The organism is Acidimicrobiia bacterium, from assembly GCA_036396535.1.
In the GTDB taxonomy this organism is placed as follows: domain Bacteria; phylum Actinomycetota; class Acidimicrobiia; order Spongiisociales; family UBA5794; genus DASWKR01.
This window is the reverse complement of record DASWKR010000072.1, coordinates 20,899-36,075: the sequence shown is the minus strand read 5'-3', so window position 1 is coordinate 36,075 and position 15,177 is coordinate 20,899. Positions and strand designations below refer to the sequence as shown.

Here is a 15,177-nt window from a genome sequence, read left to right as displayed (position 1 = left end):
TCCGCCGCGGTGGGTTCAGACCTTGGGTAGCTTGAACCCCGACTTCTCAACGACGTAGTCGCGGGATTCCAGCACGGCGCGGCGAACCGCAGGCCAGTCGACGTGGAGGAGTTGCCCGTGGCGCTTCATCACCCGGCCGCCGATCAGGACGGTTTCCACATTGCTGGTGTCCATGGAGGCGACGACGGCGGCAGCCGGATCGTTGAGCGGTGTGACGTTCATGCGGTCGGTGCGGAGCATGATCACGTCCGCCTGCTTGCCGGGGGTCAGGGTGCCGACCTTCGACTCGAGGCCATTCGCCCTGGCGCCCTCGACCGTGGCACAAGCCAAGACGTCGCGAGTGGCCATGGGCGCCTTGCCCTCTGCGGAGGCCAGGGCCCGCTGCAGGCCGAGCACCGAGCGCATCTGATTGAACATGTCGTTCGGCACGTTGGTCTCGACGTCGATGCTGAGGCTGGGACGCAGACCCCTGTCGAGGAACTTCTGGATCGGAGGCATCCCGTGGCCCATCATCATCTCGACGGGAGACGCCAGCGAAACGGTACCGCCGGTGTCGACGATCATCTGGATCTCGGTGTCGTTGAGCGTCGTGCAGTGGATGTAGGTCGTGTCCGGACCTAGAAGCCCCGCCTTGCCCATCTCCTGGACCTTGGCGTCCTGGCCGTAGCTGCCCACTCCCACATGCGTGGTGATCCTTGCCCCCGTCTCCCTGGCCAGCTTCCAATGGTCTCGTGACACCTCGAAATCTGTGAACTCCGGGCCGGGCGCCGCCAGGGCCAGCGTGAGCATCTGGTCCTTCGACGAGAAGTGCTCGGTGGCGGCCCTGACGAACCAGCTCGGCTGCCGCTCCTCCCACTTCCCCCACCACGGGAACCCGTAGGCGAAAACGGCCCTCATCCCCGAGTCCTTCAGCGCCTGGATGACGGCATCGGTATGGGCGGGAGAGCCCTGGATGTGCGACCAGTCGAGCAGCGTCGTGATCCCGGCGTCGATCGCTCCGAGCGCGGAGACCAGGTTGCCGACGTAAGCGTCCTGGGGCCGAAAGGCGGGCGCCAGCTTGTGGAGCACGAACGAGATGTAGCCGTTGCGTCCTTCGAGAGGCACGTCGGTGCCGATGTTGCGAAGCAAGCCTTCCCAGATATGGCGGTGGGTGTCGACGAACCCGGGCATGACGATCATTCCGGTAGCGTCGATCACCTCCACCTCGCCATTGCTCAGCTCAGGGCCGACCCGGACGATGGTGGCGCCGTCGATCAGCACGTCCCCGGTGAAGTCGCCGACGCTCGGGTCCATGCTGAGCACCGTTCCGCCCTTGATCAGCTTGCGATCGGTCGAAACGACGCTGAAATCGATGCCTGCCGGGTAGTAGGCGGGGAGCTCTGCCTGCTTGGCGGCGCGGCTGCCGATGACGAGGCGTCGAGCCCGCTTGTAGTTGCGCTTCACCAGCTCCTTGAGGTCTCCCGCCTGGAAGAGGACGATCCCGATCAGGACGAGGACGCCGATGATCATGGCGCCGTCGTTGGCTGAGAGGCCGAGGTAGGGCAGGACGGTGAGGATGAGGGCGAGGAGGACCGCCGCCACTGTGCCGCCGATGAACGTCGCTCTTCCCCCGGCCAGCGCCGCCCCGCCGAGCACGGCCGCGGTGATGCTGTTGAGCGCGAACGTGGAGCCGACCTGAGCGTTGCCGATCGGCGATCGAGCCATGACGAAGAACGAAGCGACGGCCGCCAGCACCGCGGAGAGGAGGAGGGCACGCACTCGCAGCCAATTGGTGCTGACGCCTCCTCGCTTCGCCGAGCGCTCGTCGAATCCGACAGATCGCAGAGCGAGGCCCGATCCGGATCCGTGGAGCCACAGGTCGAGCAGGGCGGCGCCGAGGACGATCACGATGAAGGCCACCGGGATGGGTCCGATGCTCGCGGTGAGGAAGGAAACGAGGTCGCCGCTGATCACGCCCTGGGCGGTCGGGCGCCGGGTGAGCGCGATGCCGTCCAGGATGCTGAGCGTGGCCAGGGTGGCGATGATCGACGGGATCTTGAAGCCGCGGATGAGGGTGGCGTTGACGAGACCGAGAGCGACTCCACAGAGGAGGATGAGCCCGGTTCCGAGGAAGATCTGGGACATGCTCGCCTCGGCACCTATGTAGAACGATGCGAGAACCACACCGAGGCTGATCATCGCTCCTACCGAGAGGTCGAGGTAGCCGACGAGCAGGGCATGGGTCTGGGCGATCGTCACCACGATCAGGGGAAGGGCCAGGATGAGGATCTGCTCGACGTTGGTGGCGTTGATGAAGCCGGGGAACCGTGTCGTCGTGTACCAGAGCAGAGCACCGATCAACAGCAGCTGGAGGGCGACCGGCATCCACAGCCGGAACTTGACGATCTTCCTCCATTTGTTCTTGTCGCGGGCGTCGCGGATCACCTTCCTGACGGCGCGCCTCGCCGAGTCGACGCGTGTGCTCACGGTGCTTCCTTGACAGGTGGCGCCTTGGGCATGGCGACACCGAGCGGAGAACGTCCCGCCTTGGAGAGGCCAGGGCCTCGCACGATCGCCTCGACGATGCGCAGTTCGGTGAGCTCGTCGCCGGGGATCTCCTCGATGAACTGTCCTCGTGACATGACCAGAACCCGGTCACAGAGTCCGGCCAGCTCGATTGGGTCGCTCGACTTGACGAGGAGTGCGGTCCCGACATCCGTTCTGGCCCGCAGCGCGTTGTAGATGTCGAACCGGGAGCCGACGTCGACGCCCTGAGTTGGCTCGTACGCCATGATCACCACGGGTTCCCTGAGGAATGACCTGGCCACCGAGACCTTCTGCTGGTTGCCGCCGGAGAGGAACTCGACCGGCTGGTCGAGCGACGGCGTCCTGATCTCCAGCTGTTCGACCAGGTCGGAGACGGTACGCCGCTCCGCCCGTCTTCGGAGCAACCCGAAGGCGGAGAAGCGGCGCAGAGACTGGATGGTCGCGTTCACCTTGACCCCGAGCACCGTCATGAGCGCTTCGTGCTTGCGGTCGCCGGGCAGCAGCATGAGACCGGCCCGCACCGCCTCGTGGGTGGAGACGAGTGACAGTTCCCGACCGTCGCACACCACGCGCCCGGCCTTGGGTGCTTGGCGGCCGGCGAGGCAGTCGAAGAGCTGTGCTTGGCCGTTTCCCTCGGCTCCGGCGATGCCGACGATCTCTCCGTTCTCCAGGGTGAAGCTGACCGGACCGAACGACTGGCCCTGGAGCCCTTCGACGGTGAGGACGTCGCGGCGCTCGGCTTCCAAGAGAGCGGGTGGAGGAAAGGCCGCCTCGAAGGGGCGGCCGACGATCAGCTCGACCAGCTCCGCTTCGGTGGTCCGGCGAGCGTCGAAGGTGCCTTGCTTGCGGCCGTCCCGGAGGACGGTGATCCGGTCGGCGATCTCCAGGACCTCGGGCAGGCGGTGGCTCACGTACACAACACCGACTCCCCGGGCCCGGCATGCGGCGACGGTGCGATGGAGCGCCTCGACCTCGTCCGGTCCCAACGCCGTGGTCGGCTCGTCGAGGAGGAGCACCTTCGGGTCGGTGACCAGCGCCTTGGCGACCTCGAAGAGCTGGCGGTCGGCCAAGGTGAGTAGGCCTGCGGGGGCATCGGGGAACAACTCGAGATCGAGATCGAAATCGGCGAGCAGCTTCCTCGCCCATCTCTTCCTCCGCCAGTACGGAGGCCGCTGCTCCTCTGGTGCCGCCAGATAGAGGTTGTTCTTCACCGGCTCGGCCAGGACGAGCGATGTGTCCTGATAGGCCATTGCCAGGCCCAGCCGCCTGGCCAACGCAGGAGAGTCGCGACGGAGGGTTCTGCCCCCGATCTGGACGGTGCCCAGATCGGGGTCGACGAACCCGCTGGCGATCCCGAGGAGGGTCGACTTGCCGGAGCCGTTCTCGCCGACGACGGCGTGGACCTCGCCGGCGCGGCAGTCGAAGCTGACGTCGGTCAGCGCTCGGACCGCCCCGAACTGGCGGGACACACCCGTCAGCTCGAGGACGACGTCACCCGGCATCGACCCTCCTCTCGGATCGCCCTCGCTCATCAGCCGCCGAACATGAGTCGCAGCACCGGGTCGGGCACCAGCGACGTCCCGGACACGGCCTCGGTCGCCCGATCCGGGTTGCAGTCGTCGGCCGTCACTTGTCGCATCACGTGCGGCACGATGATCTGGCCTGGGACCTCGGCCCCTTTCTCGTCGAGCATGGCTGCGGTGACTCCGATCCGAGACTGGAAGTTGCCACCGGCCGAGTAGAAGATGTTGTACGTCGGGTCGTTGCGCTCGGCCCAATCGCAGAACAGGCTCTGCTCGTCCGTGCGCAGGGCCATGGTCGTTCCCTCCAGGGAGATTCCCAGCTCGGTGAACACGGGGAGCCCGAAGAACATCCCATCGGCGTACTCGTAGGCCCAGCCCTTGATGTCGGGGTTGGTGGAGAGCAGCCCGCGGAACACGTCCGGGATGATCGGCGGGAACCAGCTGGTGTCGCCGGTGGTGCTGTCAGCGTTGGCCGGTGGGTTCGCCAGCTCCACCTCGCCGCCGAGAGCATCGATGGTGCATCGCTGCCATCCGAGCGACAGAGCGTTCCCCGGGGTGCCGCCCAGGAGTGCCACCTCGCCGGTGCCGACCCCATCGTTCAAGACGGTGGCGAAGCTCTCGCCGAGATCACACAGGTCCTCGCCGACCACGGTCAGATGGTCCTCACCTGGGATGAGGGCGCCTTGCTGATCGGGAAGACCGACGTAGCCGGCCGAGAAGGCGATGTACTCGATGCCGGCCGCCTCTGCCTCGCGAACGACGTCGGCCAGGCCCACACCCTGATCCGGGTAGCCGACGATGAAGTCGACGCCCCGCTGGATCAGGAACCGGATGTCGTTGACGTGGACGGCCACATCAGGGTTGAAGTCGGCCGCGGTCGAGACGATGGCTCCGATCTCGGGGTAGGTGAGGGCCTGGAGGATTGCCTCCATGTGACTGACTGCCCGCCACACGTTGACGGTGTTGCCGCCACCGTCGGCATAACCCATCACCAGCTCACCGCCGCTTCCGGTGTCACACTCCTGGTTGCTCCAGCACTCGATCGCCTTGTCGATCCTGGCCTGATCGAGGTCCTGGTTGGCGCGGGCCACCGACGCCAGGATGATGTTCCAGCTCGCCTCGTCCGATGGCGTCACCGGTCCCAGTGCCTTGTCGATCAGCGCCGGATCCGCATCGAGAGTCTCGCCGTAATCGGCGAGCGGGTTGTCACTCGGGGCCGCGGTGGTGGTCGCCGCCGCCGTGGTAGTGGTCGACTCCCCGCCGCCGGCGGCAGTCGTGCTCGGGGCTGCTGCGGCCGTCGTCGTCGTCTCTCCGCCGCCGACCGTGGTCGTGGTGTCGTCGCCGTCGCCGCCGCAGGCAGCCGCGACGAGCACGAACACGGCCAAGAGGCCGATGATTCTGCTCGGTTTCATGTTCCTCCTCCAAGAGAGCCGTTGGCTCTTGTCCTCGTCTTCCGATTGAGACTCGTCAGGATGCGCGTCTCCTTTCTCAACCCGTCTCGTCGATGGAGCTCACCGTTTTTCGTACTTCCGGATGACTCGATCGTCGCCGTTCGCGGAGCAGCCGCTCCACGCCTTTGATGATCCGATCGCCCGAAACCAGCATGCCGCCGATGATGACCAGGCCGAACACCACGAACTGGAGAGCCGTCGGCAGGCCCATGGTCCGCATCATCTGATTGAGGCCGGTGAGGAAGAAGGCGGCGGCGAACGTTGAGAGGGGGCTGGCCAGGCCCCCGGTGAGTGAGGCGCCGCCGATCACGACCGCGGCGATGGGCCCGAGCAGGTACTGGCCGCCGACGCTTGCTCCCGGACTGCGAAGGAGGCCGGCCAGGGCGATCCCTGCCGCGGCGTAGAACACCGCAGCGACGGCGTACACCAGGATCTGATTCAGGCTGACGCGCACCCCAACCACCGAAGACGCCACCGGGTTCGCTCCCACCGCCTGGAACCTCCGGCCGATGTTCGTGTAGCGCAGCCCGACGATGAGGACGATCGTCAACGCCACCCCCAGCCAGAAGACCGGGCTGGCTCCGAAGACGCGACTCGAGGTCCAGTCGGACAGCGCCGGCGGCACCGGGCTCTGCACGGGGAACCGTGCGCTGTACCGGCTGACGAAGCCGATCACGATCTGGCCGACGGCCAGGGTGACGATGAGCGCGTTGAGCTTGAGGGCGCCGATGAGGATGCCGTTGACCAGTCCGACGAGGGCGGCGGCGCCGAGGGCGGCGGCCAGAGCGATCCCGAGGTTCTCGTTCGAACCGCCACCGACCCCGACGACGATCACGGCAGCCAGGCTCATCGTGCCGGGAATGCTGAGGTCGATGCCGCCGGTCATGATCACCAGCATCTGGCCGAGGGCAGTCACGGCCAGCAGGGCTCCGTAAGGGAGCATGGCACGGATGGCGACTTCGCTCAGCGCCGCCGGAGCCCAGATCGATGCGACGACCAGGAGCAGGAGGAGCGCCAGGTAGACCGGCAGGTAGCGAGAAGCGACGACGAAGGAGGTGATGGCGGCGGACGGAGCGCGGGTCGTGGTCACCGCTCACCTCCTGAGACCGTCCCCACGATCAGCCCGGCGGCGGCGCCGACTCGGCCCTGTGCCGCGGTCGCCAGCTTTCGGGCCCGTGCCACGTCTGCCTGGAGGACGCCGCCGCGCATGAGTGCCCTGCCTGCTACGAAGACCGAGTCGAGGTTCGACGTGTCCATGCCCCACACCACTGCACCGATCGGGTCGTTGATCGGGAAGACGTTCGGGCGGTCGGCGCGCAGCACGACGATGTCCGCCTGCTTGCCCGGCTCGATCGATCCGGTGACGCCACCGAGGCCGGCGGTGCGAGCGCCGTCGAGCGTGGCGTAGCGGATCACGTCTCGGGTGCTGAGGAGATTCGGGATTCCGCCCTTCCCGGCGAGCTTGAGGTCGAAAAGCGTGGCGTGCTGGAGCGAGATCAACGCCCGCATCTGGGCGAACATGTCACCCGGCGCCACCCGTTCGTCGTCGACGCCGAGTCCGGGCCGGATGCCTCGGTCGATCAGCTGCTGGGTCGGGGGCCTCCCTCGACCCCCGGCCATGTCACTCGCAGGCGTCACCGACACCGCAGTCCGGGTCGAGGCGATGGCGTCGAGCTCGGCGTCGTCCAGGTGGGAGCAGTGGACGAGCGTGACGTCCTCGCCGAGGAGGCCACGCTCGGCCAAAGAGGAGACGACGCCTCGGTCGGACGCCTCCGAGCCGGCGTGGGCATGGATGCGGAGGCCGAGCTCTCGGGCCAAGGCCCACTCGTCGGCGGCGCGGTCGAGGTCGGACCGCTTCGGATCGATCGGCCCGTAGGCGAACGTGGTCGGCGACCCCGGGGCGCTGGCGCTCATGCCGGCGAGACGGCGCAACGCCGGTCTGACATCCTCGTGGCTCTCGGCCCAGTGCGGGGCGGAGTGGACGAACACCGTCCGCAGCCCGGCGTCGGCGTGCGCCTGCAGGGCGGCATCGGTGTATCGGGCGTCGAACTGGATGTCGGACCAATCGACGACGGTTGTGATACCTGCCTCGACCGCCCCCAGCAACCCGGTGAGGGTGGCGGCGTAGACGTCCTCCGGGCGATGGTGATGCCCGACGACTGCCGCCGGCACCGGGCCCGCCCCATCGGAGCCGCCGTCACCGAGACTCTTGAAGAGCGACTTCCAGACATGTCGGTGGGTGTCGACGAACCCCGGCATGACGATGGTGCCCGAGGCGTCCACGACCTCGGCGTCACGGTCACGCAACCCGGGACCGACTTCGACGACTGTGCCGTCCTCGACGAGAACGTCGCCCTCGGCGAGGTTGGCTGTCTTGGCCCCCAGAGTGAGGACGTAGCCGCCGCGGATCAGGGTCTTCGAGGTCACGACCTGCTCCGTGACGATCGCAGGCGCTGTCGTCGCGCTTCCCGTGCGACAGCCATCGCTCCCAGAGACCTGCATGTCGCGCCAGAACCGGCCATAGTTCGCCCCATGGTCACCCGCCCTGGGCTTCTTCGGCGAGGGCGGCTTCGAGGTACGCCCAGTCGCGGGCGAATCGGTACGAGTGCCTCGCCGGGGGCTGGGGCGCTTGCGTTTCCAGCCATGTGACGCGGCCAGTTCCGATGTTGCGGAACTCGTGGACGCATCCCACACCGGCCCAGGCGACGTCCCCGGGACCGAGCTGGTACGTCGTGCCATCGAACGCCGCCTCGACCTCCCCATCCAGGATCAGATAGGCCTCCTCGAGAGGATGGTCGTGGGCACCGGCGAACCCTCCGAGCTCGTACTGCACCATGAACATCGTCGAGAGGTCGGCGCCCAGGTCCGAGTCGACCATCATCTTGACGCTGATGCCGCTGTAGACCAGCAGCGCAGTCCGCATGCTGGCACTGACCGCCAGACGGTCCTGGGTCTGCATGGCCGGATCCATCGATTCGGCGTCGATGTGACCGAAGCGACGGTTGCGCGGATCTCGGACATCGATGACCCTGGCGGGGCCGCTCGGGAGGGAGGCGGTGAAGTGAGTGTCGAAGGCGGCACTCTGACGAGGCAACGGCGCCTTCATCTCGGCGAACGAGACCGGCAGCGCCGAGGTGTTGCTGAACGAGTGGACGACGCCGACAGGCAGCAGTCCGTAGTCGCCGGAGGTCAGCTCGAAGGCGCCTTCCGGCGTTGTGACGATCAGCGAGCCGTCTACCACGTAGAGCGACTCCTCGAACGAGTGGAGATGGCTTTCTACTCGACCACCGGGCTCGAGCCTGGCAACGCGAAAGCCCATCTGAACCGCCCCGCCCGCTTCGTCGACAACCGAGTCGGCGCTGTACCCGCGGCTCTTGTCCGAGAACTCGACCGGTGTCGAGTACCGCAGATCACCTGCGCTCTTGACGATGTGATCGGCCATCAGACCTCTTCACCCCCGAGGAAGGCTCGGGCTCGAGTCTTGGGCTCCCCATCCCTCACCCCTCTGCCGCTCTAATCCGGCTGGGGGACGGTCTCGCCGCTCTCAGCGACCGGCGCCTCCCGTCCAATCGAGGCCGATCACTGCCACGACAGGATCGGAGTTCCCCTCACGATCAGTGACACTACACACGGACTGCCCTCCTGAGCCATGCAAAATGACGGAATCCTCGTCGCACCGGCCATACCGTGTCTGGGACAGCTCCGTGCCTGCCACGGCTCTGGATCTCGATGACGGGTAGGGACGATGCGGGTCCGATGGCCGGATCGTTCAGCCTCACTGCACACGGCGAGCCCGGACGTATATGCTCAGTTCACTTCGAGGCGAGGAGTCGTGACATTGGCCGAGGGCTCAGTTCTCATCGTCGGCGGGACGGGTGGCCTGGGACGGGAGGTCGCTCGCCACTACCAGGCACGTGACGCACCTGTGATCATCACCGGTCGCGACCCGGCGCGGTCGGCCGAGATCGCCGCCGGCATCGGTGACGGCGTCACGAGCCTCGGGATCGACCTGAGCGACCCCGAGTCGATCGCCGGCTCGCTCAGCGAGGTGGGACCGGTCTCACGGCTCGTCCTCGCTGCCATCGCCAGAGACAACAATCCGATCCGCGACTACACGGTGGCGTCGGCCCTGTACCTCACGACGATGAAGCTGGTCGGATACACGCAGACGATCCACACCCTCATCGACAGGCTCTCGACCGACAGCTCCGTGGTTCTGTTCGGCGGCCGAGCCAAGGATCGGCCGTACCCGGGCTCCACCACCGTGACCACCGTCAACGGAGGAGTCAGCAGCCTCATCCGAACGCTGGCGATCGAGCTGGCGCCCATCCGCTTCAACGCCATTCATCCCGGGATCGTCGGTGACAGCCCGTTCTGGGAAGGCAAGCAGTTGGACGCCGTGGTCCGCCAGACACCAACAGGGCGCCTCGCCACCATGGCCGATGTGGTCGACGCCACCGCCTTCCTCCTCGAGAACAAGGCAATGAACGGGATCAACCTCTATGTCGACGGCGGATGGATGTTGATGTGAGCGACGGGCAACGGGCGGACCTCCTCGACAATCTCGAGCGGATCGGAGATCGGCTCCGCGAAGAGCGAACCAACGCCGGCATCAGCCAGCGCGAGCTCGCCAGACGGCTGGGCTTGTCGGCCAGCATGATCTCGCAGGTGGAGAGCGGCCTCTCGAAGCCCTCCGTGGGCACCCTGTACGCCATCGTCACCGAGCTGAACGTGTCCCTCGACCGAGTGATCAGGGGCGACGACTACGACGACAGCGATCGCCCTGTCGCTTCAGCGGATGAGGAATCGCCGCTCGTTCGTCCCGAGGACCGTCAGTGGATCGACCTGGAGTCCGGAGTGAGGTGGGAAGAGCTCACTGCCACGTCGGAGGACGGGGTCGACTTCCTGCACGCCACCTACGAGGTGGGCGGCTCGTCGACACCGGATGAGTCGCTGATGCGCCATCACGGGCGCGAGTACGGCTATGTGATGTCCGGCACGCTCGGTATCCAGATCGGCTTCCACGAGTACGAGTTGACACCGGGCCACTCGATCGCCTTCGACTCCACCAGGCCTCACCGCCTCTTCAACAAGGGGGACGTCCCGGTTCACGCCATCTGGTTCGTGGTCGGGCGCGAGAGTGGGAACGCCGCTCCCGTCTGACGCCCGAGGGCGTTCCTTCCCGTCCCGTTCGACTGGCCCGTTCTCGGAGCGACCGCTCGAGCGAACCGGGATGGGCCGGTCACCCGGCGGTGGCTTTCCAATCGAGGATCTGTCTCTGCACATCGGCTGCGTTGAACCAGGCGTTCTCGTAACAGATGAGCCCGTCGCGCAGTTCGAAGATGTGGAGGATCCGCACCTCGACCGGTGCTCCGGCCCCGTCCATGCCGGCCCACTCACCGCGCACATGGCCGGTGAGGACGGACTCGTCGACGACGAATCGTCCGCCCTCCCCGGTGAATCGCTTGACCGAGTCGAGCACGACATCCGGGATGGCGTCGATGATCGAGGAGTACACATTCCCGACCGCTTCCTTCCCGTGGAACGGCGCATCGGGGTGGGTGACGTCGTCCCAGACGATGTCGTCGGTGTACGTATCCAGCGTCGCCTGGACGTCGTGGGCGTTCTCGGCGGCGAAGTGCCTGTCGATGATGTCCAACCCCGCCTCCTCGTCGATCGGTCCACCGAGCACCGCGTGGCCCGGGCCGCCGAGCGTAGCGAGGCCCCAACCCGCAGGTGGTGGCCGCCGGGCGACCATGCGGCGGGAGCCGTCGCCGTCCTCGTGTGGGAGAATGGCTTGTGGCGACCGTTTCGGTCGCCGGCCGGGAGGCACTGATGGGAACCAAGGACAAGGGCGGCAGGAGCAGCAAGAAGGCGGCCGCCAAGGGTCTCAAGGAAAAGCGCCTCGACAAGAAGGCGAAACGAGAGGCTCACGACAGCAGCGCCAACCAATCGGTTGGCCGCACCTTCGGGCACTGACGGAGCCGGCGACCGCATCGCCGTCACGACGCGGTGAGTCGATCGGTCTCGTGATCCAGCCGTATCCGGCACCCCGCCGTGGCGTGCCCGGCATCGTCCCCGCCGTCCCGAGGTACAGCCGTCCCGAGGTACAGGGCTTGGCCCCAGTCACATGGTCGTGGCACCAGGAGCTGCGGCGGCGTATTCGGCTGCGATCTGCAGGGCGCCGATGCCGGCGAGCGTCGACTCGGCCCCGCGGTTCTCGTTGACCGCATTCTCCATCAACCCGTCGCACGTGGACCCGGTCGCGTCGTCGTAGAGCGTCATCCCCGTGTCGTTGCGCCCCACGAGCCATTGGGCGGCCCTGAGCGCACGGACCCTCCACGCCCCCTCGCCGGTCACCAACCATGCCCTGTGGCAGGCCTCGGCCATCGCCCACGCCTCGATCGGCTGCTGGTCGAAGTCGGGGCGCGGGTCACCAAGTGCCCACCCGGTGTTGGGAGTGAAGCTGAAGTGGTCGCCCGTCGTCTCGACTCGGGCCAACCACTCGAGCAGCCGAATGCCTACGAGGATCAGATGGCGGCGATGCAGCGTCGCTCCAGCCGCCAGCAGAGCCTCGGGCAACCGCGCGTTGTCGTAGGTGAGGCGCGCCTCGGGCCACGGGATCGTCCTGCGCGCCGCGTCGAGCAAGACACCCGAGGTGTGCTCGAGCAGTTCCGTGGCGGCTCGGTGGAGCGGGTCGGCCGCCAGCATCTCGACCGCGCCGAGGGCGGCGTACGCATTGGCGCGCAGGTGAGGCGAGTCGAACGACGTGCAGGTGGCGAAGGCGTCTGCGCCGGCCTGACGCATCCACGGCAGGTGCCCGAGCCGGGCAACCGTGCCCAGCCCCCACCAGGCGCGACCCTGGCAGTCGTCGCCGCCGACGTCGTCGGTCCAGGCTCCGCTTGCGTTGCGGCGATTGTGAAATCGACCTGAGGCGGTTCGGGCCTCCAGCACGAACTCGAGATACGTGGCAGCGAGATCCACGACGCCGTCGGACGGCGCCGGTTCTCGTGACACGACGATGAGGGCCCTGGCGTTGTCGTCGGTGCAAAAGCCGTGCTCGATGCGTGGTGTCGAAGCCCGCGCGTGTTCCCACAACCCCGTTGTGTCGGTGAGCCGCGCGAGGTGATCGAATGCCGGCGCCGGCAATCGTGTCCGCCAGCCGGACGACGGGGCAGCAGGATGGCCCGACCGGTCGGCCCATTCATCCGGCGACACGCGCCACCTCCTGGCCCGCACGCCGGTGAGCAGACCGTCGGGCGTCTGCCATGTCTGACATCATCGAGCCGAATCGCCGTCCGATGGTGGGCCAGAACCAGCCGTCCGCCAGCCTGCGAGCATCCATTCGCATACGCGACGTCAACCGGCGGTCGGTCAGCAGGCGTCGCAGCTCGGACGTCATCGAGGCGGGATCGCCATGCGGCACGGTGATTCCGGCTCCTTCAGAGAGCAGTTCCACCGCATGGGGAAACCGGGTGGCGATCACCGGCTTCGCCGCGGCGATCGCCTCCACCAATACCCCGGACGTCACCTGTTCGGTCGATGCGTACGGGAGGACGACGAGATCGGCGCTCCGCACCATGAGGGCGAGACTCCTGCGGTCGAGGTACCGGTCGTCGAACTCGATCATCTCCTCCAACCCGAGACGGCGCACGAGCGAGACCAAGCCTTCCCGGTACGCCTCGCCGGAGGACTCGATGACGTGGGGGTGGGTTGCACCGGCGATCAGGTAGCGGGGAAGGGGCTCCAGATCGGCCAGGCCGGCGAAGGCCTCGATCACCCACTCCAAGCCCTTGCCGGGCCCGATCAGACCCCAGGTCAGAACGAGCGGGCGGTCGCCGGCGACCAGCGAAGGTCCGCCGAAGAGGGCATCGGCGCCGTGTGGGATGACCTCGATCCGATCCGGGTCGGAGCCGTACCGACGGATGAGCCTGTCAGCTGCGGTCTCGCTCATCACCACAGACCGGTCGGCACGTTCGGCGAGATGTCGGATGATCGTCCTCTGATGGCGGCTCGGCTCGTCGAGCACCGTGTGAAACGTGACGGCCGTCGGAACCGTGAGCCCGGAGACGAGGTCGAGAACCTCATCACCGTCGGGTCCGGAGAAGATCCCGAACTCGTGCTGAATCGACACCGTGTCGTACGAGTTCAGTATCCGCGTCGCCCGCTCCAATGAGGGGCCGTGTCCGATCGAGTGGTGGAACACCACATCCCGTCGTGAGGCGTCCGCCCAGTTGTCACCGACGTCGACGACCCCGAGGCCGGCCCGAGAACCGCGACCCAGGGCAACGGCGTCGACCAGCGAAGCCGTGAAGCTGGCCAACCCGCAAACCGTCGGCGGATACGTGCTCACGAAGCCGATCGACGAACCATGCGCGCCGTTTCTCATTGCATCCTTCCCTGATGGCGCCCACTAGGAGGCGAGCCGAGGTGGATCACCTTCCAGCAGGAGAACCGGATGTCAAAGCGGAGGTTCTGCGAGCAAGTGAATCAGCGACCGAGGCGCCAACACCAACAAGCGTACTCCGTTGCACGGGCTACCCGGCCGTCGGCGTCCCACGGATCTGGGGGACCATGAGAGTCGGCGCTCCTCGCGTCAGCTGCGACGGTTTCGCTGGCGATGCTCGGCGAGATCCCTGGTCAGCCGGGGCGGCCGTTGCTGCGGAGATGCGGGAAGTTCCTCAACCATTGGGTTGACGAAAGGAGTCGCGAGCCCTAGGGTCGCGTATTCAACCGAATGGTTGAATACATGGAGGGCGAGTGTGACGGCAGATCCGCTTTCGAAGATGTTCTCGGCATTGGCCGACCCGACCAGGCGCGACATCGTGGCGAGGCTCGCCATCGGAGACGCCACCGTCGGCGAGCTGGCCCGGCCCTACGACGTGACCGTGCAGGCGGTCTCGAAGCACCTCAAGGTGTTGGAGGGTGCCGGACTGGTGAGCCGCAGCCAGGATGCCCAGCGTCGCCCAGTGCACCTCGAAGCGGAGGTCTTCGACTTGATGACCAAATGGATAGAGCGCTACCGCCTCCGGGCCGAGGAGCGGTACCGCCGCCTCGACGGCCTCCTCCGGACCATGCCGGACGACATCGAACCCATGCCACCAGAGACAGGAGCACCGCGATGACCACGAACACCCACGAGACCGAGATCATCTCCGACCCCGACGTCCCCCTCGTCCGAATCATCCGGGGATTCGACGCCCCCAGGGAGAAGGTCTTTCGGGCTCACACCGATCCTGAGCTGGTCGTCCAGTGGCTCGGGCCGCGCCGCCACGAGATGCGGATCGACCACTTCGACTGCCGCACCGGAGGGTCGTATCGATACCTGCACGTCAGCGACGGTAGCGAGTACGGATTCCACGGCTGCTTCCACGAAGTGCGGCCGTCGGAGACGATCGTCCAGACCTTCACGTACGAGGGGGTTCCAGACGGCGTAGCTCTCGAGCGTCTCGTCTTCGAAGACACCGGCGACGGCCGCACCCTCCTGACGTCGACGTCGCTGGTCGACACGTTCGAGGGCCGCGACGCCTTCGTCGCCAGCGGTATGGAGGACGGCCTCCGCGAGGCCTACGAGCGTTTGGACGAGCTGCTGGCAGGTTGACCCGTCGAGCCCGCCATGCCGGATCGCACCTCCACGACGGCGTCGGGCTGGAACTCGAGACCTGACCTGCCACCGG

The 15,177-nt window shown here is 67.0% G+C and carries 14 protein-coding genes; 5 read left to right on the top strand and 9 right to left on the bottom strand.

Going from position 1 to position 15,177, the window contains the following annotated elements; translation table 11 throughout:
• Nucleotides 1-15 precede the first annotated feature (15 nt).
• From VGC47_13675 to VGC47_13650, 6 genes are all read right to left on the bottom strand, one after another.
• Nucleotides 16-2,466, bottom strand: coding sequence for an amidohydrolase family protein (locus tag VGC47_13675; protein HEX9856358.1), 2,451 nt, complete (start codon nt 2,464-2,466; stop codon nt 16-18).
• Nucleotides 2,463-4,028: a sugar ABC transporter ATP-binding protein gene (locus VGC47_13670; GenBank protein ID HEX9856357.1), complete on the bottom strand. Its 1,566-nt coding sequence runs from the start codon at nt 4,026-4,028 to the stop codon at nt 2,463-2,465. Before VGC47_13670 ends, VGC47_13675 begins: the two co-directional genes overlap by 4 nt.
• A gap of 29 nt (nt 4,029-4,057) precedes the next feature.
• On the bottom strand, nt 4,058-5,461 hold the full coding sequence (locus VGC47_13665; protein HEX9856356.1) for a substrate-binding domain-containing protein: 1,404 nt from the start codon (nt 5,459-5,461) through the stop codon (nt 4,058-4,060).
• 76 nt (nt 5,462-5,537) lie between these two features.
• Complete coding sequence (locus VGC47_13660; GenBank protein HEX9856355.1) at nt 5,538-6,590, bottom strand: ABC transporter permease; 1,053 nt, start codon at nt 6,588-6,590, stop codon at nt 5,538-5,540.
• Complete coding sequence (locus tag VGC47_13655; GenBank protein ID HEX9856354.1) at nt 6,587-7,927, bottom strand: amidohydrolase family protein; 1,341 nt, start codon at nt 7,925-7,927, stop codon at nt 6,587-6,589. Before VGC47_13655 ends, VGC47_13660 begins: the two co-directional genes overlap by 4 nt.
• Before the next feature lie 109 nt (nt 7,928-8,036).
• On the bottom strand, nt 8,037-8,942 hold the full coding sequence (locus VGC47_13650) for a cupin domain-containing protein (protein HEX9856353.1): 906 nt from the start codon (nt 8,940-8,942) through the stop codon (nt 8,037-8,039).
• Between the two features lie 390 nt (nt 8,943-9,332).
• Between VGC47_13650 and VGC47_13645 the strand changes: the two genes are divergently transcribed.
• Nucleotides 9,333-10,031, top strand: a complete 699-nt coding sequence (locus VGC47_13645; GenBank protein HEX9856352.1) for an SDR family oxidoreductase — start codon at nt 9,333-9,335, stop codon at nt 10,029-10,031.
• Nucleotides 10,028-10,663: a helix-turn-helix domain-containing protein gene (locus VGC47_13640; protein ID HEX9856351.1), complete on the top strand. Its 636-nt coding sequence runs from the start codon at nt 10,028-10,030 to the stop codon at nt 10,661-10,663. Before VGC47_13645 ends, VGC47_13640 begins: the two co-directional genes overlap by 4 nt.
• A 79-nt stretch (nt 10,664-10,742) precedes the next feature.
• On the opposite strand, the gene VGC47_13635 is transcribed toward VGC47_13640, so the two are convergent.
• Complete coding sequence (locus VGC47_13635; protein ID HEX9856350.1) at nt 10,743-11,159, bottom strand: nuclear transport factor 2 family protein; 417 nt, start codon at nt 11,157-11,159, stop codon at nt 10,743-10,745.
• A 176-nt stretch (nt 11,160-11,335) separates the two neighbouring features.
• Between VGC47_13635 and VGC47_13630 the strand changes: the two genes are divergently transcribed.
• Nucleotides 11,336-11,479, top strand: a complete 144-nt coding sequence (locus tag VGC47_13630; GenBank protein ID HEX9856349.1) for a hypothetical protein — start codon at nt 11,336-11,338, stop codon at nt 11,477-11,479.
• 147 nt (nt 11,480-11,626) lie between these two features.
• Here VGC47_13630 and VGC47_13625 read toward each other — a convergent pair whose 3' ends face one another.
• Both VGC47_13625 and VGC47_13620 read right to left on the bottom strand, forming a co-directional pair.
• Entirely contained in the window at nt 11,627-12,598 is a 972-nt protein-coding gene (locus VGC47_13625; protein ID HEX9856348.1) for a glycosyltransferase, read from the bottom strand.
• Between the two features lie 106 nt (nt 12,599-12,704).
• Nucleotides 12,705-13,889 carry a glycosyltransferase gene (locus VGC47_13620; GenBank protein HEX9856347.1) on the bottom strand — a complete coding sequence of 395 codons (1,185 nt, stop codon included), beginning with the start codon at nt 13,887-13,889 and terminating at the stop codon, nt 12,705-12,707.
• Nucleotides 13,890-14,286: 397 nt separating this feature from the next.
• Between VGC47_13620 and VGC47_13615 the strand changes: the two genes are divergently transcribed.
• Nucleotides 14,287-14,625 (top strand): metalloregulator ArsR/SmtB family transcription factor, encoded by a 339-nt coding sequence (locus VGC47_13615; protein ID HEX9856346.1) that lies wholly within the window; start codon nt 14,287-14,289, stop codon nt 14,623-14,625.
• Nucleotides 14,622-15,101, top strand: a complete 480-nt coding sequence (locus VGC47_13610) for an SRPBCC family protein (GenBank protein HEX9856345.1) — start codon at nt 14,622-14,624, stop codon at nt 15,099-15,101. The genes VGC47_13615 and VGC47_13610 overlap by 4 nt, the downstream gene beginning before the upstream one ends.
• Nucleotides 15,102-15,177 lie beyond the last annotated feature (76 nt).

What these genes read in the sequence shown, in the direction of transcription:
- VGC47_13615 (HEX9856346.1), top strand. Translation starts at nt 14,287, where the DNA reads ATGTTCTCGGCATTGGCCGACCCGACCAGGCGCGACATCGTGGCGAGG.
- VGC47_13665 (HEX9856356.1), bottom strand. Translation starts at nt 5,461, where the DNA reads ATGAAACCGAGCAGAATCATCGGCCTCTTGGCCGTGTTCGTGCTCGTC.
- VGC47_13620 (HEX9856347.1), bottom strand. Translation starts at nt 13,889, where the DNA reads ATGAGAAACGGCGCGCATGGTTCGTCGATCGGCTTCGTGAGCACGTAT.
- VGC47_13670 (HEX9856357.1), bottom strand. Translation starts at nt 4,028, where the DNA reads ATGCCGGGTGACGTCGTCCTCGAGCTGACGGGTGTGTCCCGCCAGTTC.
- VGC47_13650 (HEX9856353.1), bottom strand. Translation starts at nt 8,942, where the DNA reads ATGGCCGATCACATCGTCAAGAGCGCAGGTGATCTGCGGTACTCGACA.
- VGC47_13630 (HEX9856349.1), top strand. Translation starts at nt 11,336, where the DNA reads ATGGGAACCAAGGACAAGGGCGGCAGGAGCAGCAAGAAGGCGGCCGCC.
- VGC47_13610 (HEX9856345.1), top strand. Translation starts at nt 14,622, where the DNA reads ATGACCACGAACACCCACGAGACCGAGATCATCTCCGACCCCGACGTC.